Origin of the sequence: Thiohalocapsa sp. (assembly GCF_019695415.1) — a bacterium.
In the GTDB taxonomy this organism is placed as follows: domain Bacteria; phylum Pseudomonadota; class Gammaproteobacteria; order Chromatiales; family Chromatiaceae; genus Thiohalocapsa.
On sequence record NZ_JAIFKJ010000274.1, the window covers coordinates 1 to 5,891 of the forward strand.

The window sequence follows — 5,891 nt, forward strand, 5'->3', positions numbered from 1 at the left end:
GGTGGGTGTGGGTTCTGGCACCCTGGGAACCGAGGCCGAACTTCGAGTTGGAGACGGGGTGGATCTGGACCGGCGTGACATCGCGGGGGGGGAGCTTCCGTTGGGCCTGGACACCCACCAGCAGGTTGTTGCGGGTGTCCTTGCCTGTGGCGTCGTGGCCGGCAGTGCTGCACCCGGTGAGTGCTAAGCCGCCGACGACCAGGAGCAGGCACAGAAACACGTTCTTTAGGATCGTTGGCTTCATGGCAGGTGGTGAAATGATGCCAACGCGTTCGCGAGTGGGCTTGCAGGATGCAGCAGCAGCTTAGGGAGCGGTGGAAGTCTGGTCAAGACGCCAGATCGAGCCAGCTGACCTTACGCTCCGACCAAGAGCAAGCTTTGGTGAGGATTCCAATCTTTGGGCGCACGGCGACTCGGTACCGTGGTCGACTGCGTCTTTACCCGGGGGCCAGCGAGGTCCCGTGCGGACACTGGTTGAAGCTCGGACTCCTGCTGCCGGCCATGGGTGCTACGCTCTCCCCCTCGGCACCTCGGCGATGCTCGGCAACTCTGTCGGTAACTGCAGACACTCGCGGACGCGTGTTTTCGGCCGGAGTCGGCCAGGAGCGGTCATTCGCGCCCCGTGGTGAGACAACATGGAAGCCTGTCATGTAAACACCCTCTAGAGATCAATCGATGAGTTGGGACGCCCTCATCCACGAAGCCTCGGTCGAGCCACTGCTCGCCGCGGACTACGCGCACTTCTCCCGTCCCATCAGTGAAGCCCTGGTGGTGTTTCTGTCCGCATTGCCCCAAGACGCGCAACAGGTGATCCTGGCCACCCAGGCGGCCCTGCCGAGCACGGCGACGACCGCGGAGCGTGTGAGGCGACTGGCGCAGCAATGCCCGGTGCTGCACAAGCTGGGCCAGACGCTGGCGCGGGACCGGCGCCTCGATCCTGAGCTGCGCCGCGAGCTGCGAGCACTGGAGTCGCTGCCGCCCAGTGTCCCGCTGGAGTCGATTCGAGCGACCCTCGCTCAGGAGCTGGGCCCGCTGGACCGGCTTGGTATCCGTCTTGATCAGCAGGCCATCGCCGAAGCCAGCGTCGCCGTGGTCATCGGTTATCGGGATGACCGGCGCAGTGGGGTCTTCAAGGTCCTCAAGCCAGGGATCGAGGAGCGGCTAGCGCTCGAGCTCGAACTGCTGCGGCGTATCGGCGCCTTTCTCGATGAGCGCTGCGACGCGCTGGCGATTCCGAAGATCGGCTACGAAGAGGCCTTTCACCTCGTCCGGGACAAGCTGCAGGACGAGGTTCGACTCGGTGTAGAGCAACGCCATCTAGCCCTGGCAGCAGAGCAATATGCGGGGCGCGCTCGCGTTCAGGTTCCCGGACTGCATGAGTATTGCACCGCCCGCGTGACCGCCATGGACCGCGTCGCAGGCCGCAAGATATCTGAATCCAGACACCTAAGCATGCGCGAGCGGCATGACACTGCGCAGCTCTTGGCGTCGACGCTGCTTGCGCAGCCGCTGTTTTCAACCCAGGAGCAGGCGCTGTTCCATGGCGACCCGCACGCCGGCAACCTGCTGCTCACGCCCGATGGTCGGCTCGTGCTCCTCGATTGGAGCCTGGCCGGAACCTTGCAGCAGCACGATCGCGAAGCGATGGTGCATGCGATGCTGGGAGCGATGTTGTGGGATGAGGGGCTGGTGGTCGACATGCTGGCTGCGCTGTCCGCCGATGCGCCAGCAGGCAAGCCCGCAGACAAGCAGGCGTTGCGCGCGGTGGTGCGCGAGGCATTCCGCAGCTTGGGTAACGATCAGCTCCCCGGCTTCAGTTGGCTGGTGAGCCTGACGGACGCCGCCGTCGAGAAGGCCGGCCTGGCGGCGCGGGCCGACCTGCTGATGTTTCGTAAGGCGTTGCACACCCTGAACGACCTGGTTAGCGACATCGGTGCGAGTGAGCGCTCGCTCGATCTGGCCCTGTTTTTCGGTTTTGCGGAGACTCTCGTCGCCGAGTGGCCGCGGCGCTGGCTGACGGCTCCTGATTCCCGCGCCCTCGCCACCCGTCTGTCGAACTTCGACTTGACCGGCCTGATGTTTCAATACCCGCTGCTCGCGGCGCGGTTTTGGACCGCATTCATTTGACGGATAGTGCGCCGGCTTGCGTCCGCTACCTCACGGCCGAAGGCGCCCGCAGCGACGCTCTTGGCGCGAGAGCGGCGGATGACGCTTACCACCCCAAATCGGGCACGCGCGCTGGCGCCGCTGTCGGTCGGGCCTCGTCGCCGCCGCACACCGGCCGGGCGCACTGACACACGTACCGGGTCGGTGCGGGACGTCAGGGGGTCGTGGTGCGGTGGTGCGGTGGTGCGGGGTAGTGAGACCGATGTCGGGAATCCCGAGACATCCGGACCTCGACGGTCGCTGGGCCGAGTGGCAGGATTCGACCACTATGTGAAGCTCCACATAGCGGCCAGGAACAGACATCGGTCCTTCGACTGCCATCGGCAGCAATGTCCGATAGACCGAACACTCAGTGGCCGGGCAAAGCAGTGCATCACGCGCTCTGGCGTGGCGCGATCATGCGATTCGACGCGCCCGACGGTATCGAATGAGAAGCCGCTTTTCTCTTGATGACAGCGTTTCGCGCACGTCGTCCGGCTTGATGAGCCCAACACTTGGGTGCCGAAGCGGGGCTAGCCGGACGCCATAGCACGCGTCTGCTGCGTTCAGGCAAGCGTGCCTCGGCTTAGCTGGTTCGTGGGTCAGATGACCCGGCGTCGGCCGGGGGCTCCTCACCGTGCAGGCGGACGAAGTCGGCGATGGCGCTTTTGAGGTGCGCGTCCAGCTCCGCCGGCGGCACGCTGTCGATCAGGTGCAGCAGGAGCCGCACGTGGAAGCTGCCGAAGCAAAGATTCAGAAGCTGCCAGGCCGCCGCGTCCGTATCGTGCGGGCGAAGCAGGCCGCGGCGCACCAGTTCGGTCAGCACCGACGCCGCGGTGCGCTGCGTCGCGGCCGGGCCGTTCTCGAAGAACAGCGCCGCGATGCGCGGATGCGCCGCGGCCTCGGCCATAACGACGCGGTGCATCGCCACCACCTCGGGGTCGAAGATGAGCCCCATAAAGCGCTTGGCCACCGCGAGCAGCACGGCCCGCGCGTCGTCGCCGGCCGGCACCGATACGCCGTCGAAGCCGTAGCTCTCCACCTTGCAGCGGATGCAGCGCCGAAACAGGTCCTCCTTGCCGTCGAAATGCGAGTAGACGGTCTGCTTGGACACGCCGGCGGCCCGCGCCACCTGGTCCATGCTGGTGCCCTGAAGCCCCTGGTCCAGGAACAGCCGGCTCGCCGCCTGCAGGATGGCCGCGTGCTTCTCCTCGCTCTTCGGCCGGCCTGGACGCCCGGCGACCGCGGCAGCTGCCCCGCTCACCGTCTGGCCTCCACGGCCGCCATGGCATCGCAGCCGTCTCGTGGAACGGAGCGGCCGGCATGCGGCGCCAGTGGCAACGAGGTCAGAAGAGGTTTTTCGCACTTGGATTTCATACTGGACGGTCCAGTTTTTTAGGACTAATATCAAACCATGCAGTCCAGTTTAGCGACTCCCAGGGTGCCTCGCCATGTTGCTCGACCCAATGATCGACCGGTTCGTCACGCAAACGCCCAGACGGGCAGCGCTTGTGCCGGCGCGCGGCACGCTCCTCGCCGTGTCCCTCGCGCTTGCCACCGCCGCCGGCGCCGACGAACTGCCAGAAGCGCCGTCAACCGTCCAGCCCGCCATCGCCGTGCCTGTGCTGCCGGCGCAGCTCGAAGACGGCTATGACTCGGCGCTCACCTTCACGGGTCAGGTCGAGGCCCGGCGCTTGAGCCGGGTCGGCTTCGAGCAGGCCGGGCTGCTCGCGCAGGTTCTGGTGCGCGAGGGCGACGCGGTGAAAGCTGGTGCGGTGCTCGCACGGCTCGACCGGGCCTCGCTGCTGGCCCGCCGCGCGGAGCTCACGGCCGCGCGGGCGAGCGCCGAGGCGGACCTCGCGCTCGCGGAGGCGACCGCCGCGCGCTTTCGCGATTCGGTCAAGGACGGCGCCGTGACGCGCCAGGCGCTAGATGAGGCCGTCGAAGGTGCGCGCGCCGCCGCGGCCAACGTGCGGCTCGCGGAGGCGCGCATCGCGACGGTGGACGTGGACCTCGCGAAGGCCGATCTCAGGGCGCCGTACGCCGGTGTCATCACCGCGCGGCTCGCGGACGAGGGCCAGGTGCTCGGCGCCGGCACGCCGGTGCTGGAGCTGCAGGACGGCGCACCGCCGGACATCCGCATCGGCGTCGCGGGTCGCCTCGCCGGCCGGCTCGTGCCGGGCGAGGTCTATACGCTGGAGCTCCGGGACGGCGATCTGCGCGCACGTCTGCGCGCCGTGCTGCCGCGGCGGGCGGCGACGAGTCGCACCGTCGATGCGCTGTTCGAGCCGGTCGAGACGGGCGCCCTGCCTCGCCCCGGCGAGCTCGTGAGTCTCAAGCTGCACGAGCACCGCGCCGCCGCCGGTCTGTGGCTGCCCATCAGCGCGCTCAGCGCCGGCGAGCGCGGGCTGTGGCGCGCGCTGGTGGCAGTACCCTCCGACGCTGCGGCAGCCCAAGAACCGACCGCCCCGAGCCACCGCCTGGAGGCGCGCCCGGTGCAGGTGCTTGTGCTCGATGGCGAGCGGGCCTACGTCGCCGGCGCCATCGAGCCGGGCGAGCCCGTGGTGACCGCCGGGCTGCACCGCGTCGTCGCGGGCCAGTTCGTCCGCGTGACCGCGGCGCCCGAGCGCCAGCTTGCAATCGAGGCACGCTGACATGACCGCCCTCGCCAGCCGCCTGCTGCACAACCCGCACCTGCTGCTGCTGACCCTGGCGCTGGTCCTGCTCGCCGGCGTCTCCGCCTGGCAGAGCCTGCCGCGCATCGAGGATCCGCGGATCACCACCCGAAACGCGACGGTCATTACCGTGGTGCCTGGGGCCACGGCCGAGCGCGTGGAGGCGCTCGTGACCAAGAAGCTGGAGGACGCGCTGCGCGAGGTCGCGGAGGTCAAGACGCTGGAGTCCACTTCTAGCGGCGGCGTGTCCATCGTGAACATCGAGCTCGACGACACCGTCACCGTCGCCGACAACGAGCGCATCTTCGCGGAGCTGCGCGACCAGCTCGCCGCCGCGGAGGCGAGGCTGCCCGCCGGCGCCGGCCGGCCGGTGCTCGACACCAAGCGCGGCGCCGTCGCCTATTCGCTCATCGTCTCGGTGCACTGGGATGGCACCGGCGAGCCGTCGCTCGGCATCCTGGAGCGGCTCTCGGACGGCCTCGCCGAGCGCCTGCGCAACTTGCCCGGCACCGAGCAGGTGGTGCGCTTCGGCGCCGTCGACGAGGAGGTCCGCATCGACGTGGACCCGGCGGAGCTCGCGGCGCTCGGGCTCACCATCGACGACGTCGCGGCGCGGCTCGCCGGCGCGGATGCGAAGGACCCCGCCGGCGCCCTGAACTCGGACGCACAGCGGCTCAGGCTCACCGTGGACGGTGAGTTGGACGCCGTGCAGCGCGTCGCCGCCGTGCCGCTGGTGACGGCGGCGGACGGCCTTGTCGCCGTCGGCGACATCGCGACCGTGAGCCGCGGCGTGCGCGAGCCGCCCGCCGAGATCGCCTGGGCCGATGGCCGCCGGGCCATCCTGCTCGGCATCCGCCCGCGCGAGGCGGTGCACCTGGACGCCTGGGCCGAGTCCGCCCGCCCCCCGGTGGATGAGACCGCGGCCGGGCCCGGCCGCCGGCCCGGTGTGGCAGTGGTGCTCGACCCCAGCCGTCCACCCAACGCCGCAACCGGTCGGCACCGCCGCCACCCCACCGCCCGAGCCCCCACGCGGAAGGCCGCGGGGCCACCACACACGGCGCCCCCGCCCGC

At 69.4% G+C, this 5,891-nt stretch carries 5 protein-coding genes; 3 read left to right on the forward strand and 2 right to left on the reverse strand.

Annotation, left to right across the window (positions count from 1 at the left end):
- On the reverse strand, positions 1-244 hold a 244-nt coding region (locus I6U14_RS07875), incomplete at its 3' end, for a hypothetical protein (protein WP_296898270.1).
- Between the two features lie 431 nt (positions 245-675).
- On the opposite strand from I6U14_RS07875, the gene I6U14_RS07880 reads away from it, so the two are divergent.
- Positions 676-2,127, forward strand: a complete 1,452-nt coding sequence (locus I6U14_RS07880; RefSeq protein WP_296898272.1) for an AarF/UbiB family protein — start codon at positions 676-678, stop codon at positions 2,125-2,127.
- Positions 2,128-2,731: 604 nt separating this feature from the next.
- Here the strand turns inward: I6U14_RS07880 and I6U14_RS07885 are convergent.
- Positions 2,732-3,409: a TetR/AcrR family transcriptional regulator gene (locus I6U14_RS07885; RefSeq protein WP_296898273.1), complete on the reverse strand. Its 678-nt coding sequence runs from the start codon at positions 3,407-3,409 to the stop codon at positions 2,732-2,734.
- A 187-nt stretch (positions 3,410-3,596) separates the two neighbouring features.
- Here I6U14_RS07885 and I6U14_RS07890 point away from each other — a divergent pair, with 187 nt between their 5' ends.
- Complete coding sequence (locus tag I6U14_RS07890) at positions 3,597-4,799, forward strand: efflux RND transporter periplasmic adaptor subunit (protein WP_296898275.1); 1,203 nt, start codon at positions 3,597-3,599, stop codon at positions 4,797-4,799.
- 1 nt (position 4,800) lies between these two features.
- A partial coding sequence (locus I6U14_RS07895; RefSeq protein ID WP_296898276.1) for an efflux RND transporter permease subunit occupies positions 4,801-5,891 on the forward strand: 1,091 nt, incomplete at its 3' end.